The sequence below is a fragment of the Methylobacterium sp. WL103 genome (assembly GCF_008039885.1).
In the GTDB taxonomy this organism is placed as follows: domain Bacteria; phylum Pseudomonadota; class Alphaproteobacteria; order Rhizobiales; family Beijerinckiaceae; genus Methylobacterium; species Methylobacterium cerastii.
Genome location: NZ_VRUX01001281.1, coordinates 1 through 454, shown reverse-complemented (window position 1 = coordinate 454; position 454 = coordinate 1). Strand labels below are relative to the sequence as shown.

Below are 454 nucleotides of genomic sequence, written 5' to 3'. Positions count from 1 at the left end.
GCTCAAGCCCGTTCCCCCGCACGCGGTCCCGGCCGAATGAGCGCCGCGCGCACGCTCCGCGGCCTCCTGCTCGCCGGCCTCGTGCTCGGGGCGGGCGCGGCCCAAGCCGTCCAGCCGGACGAGGTCCTGAAGGACCCGGCCATGGAGCATCGCGCCCGCGAGATCTCCTCGGGCCTGCGCTGCCTAGTCTGCCAGAATCAGTCGATCGACGATTCCGACGCGCCGCTGGCGAAGGACCTCCGGCTGATCGTGCGCGAGCGGCTGAAGGCCGGCGACAGCAACCAGGGCGTCGAGGATTACGTGGTGAACCGCTACGGCGAGTTCGTGTTGCTGCGCCCGGTCCTGGCGCTCCACACCGTGCTGCTGTGGCTGACGCCGCTGCTCGCGGTGCTGCTCGGCGGCTTCGGGATCTGGCGCCTGTCGCGCCGCGCGGCGCCGGCGCCCGAGCGTGGCC

At 73.3% G+C, this 454-nt stretch carries 1 protein-coding gene; it reads left to right on the top strand.

Annotated features, from left to right (window positions below; translation table 11 throughout):
- Positions 1–36 precede the first annotated feature (36 nt).
- Positions 37–454: cytochrome c-type biogenesis protein (locus tag FV222_RS28995; RefSeq protein ID WP_147816546.1), on the top strand; the 418-nt coding region annotated here is incomplete at its 3' end.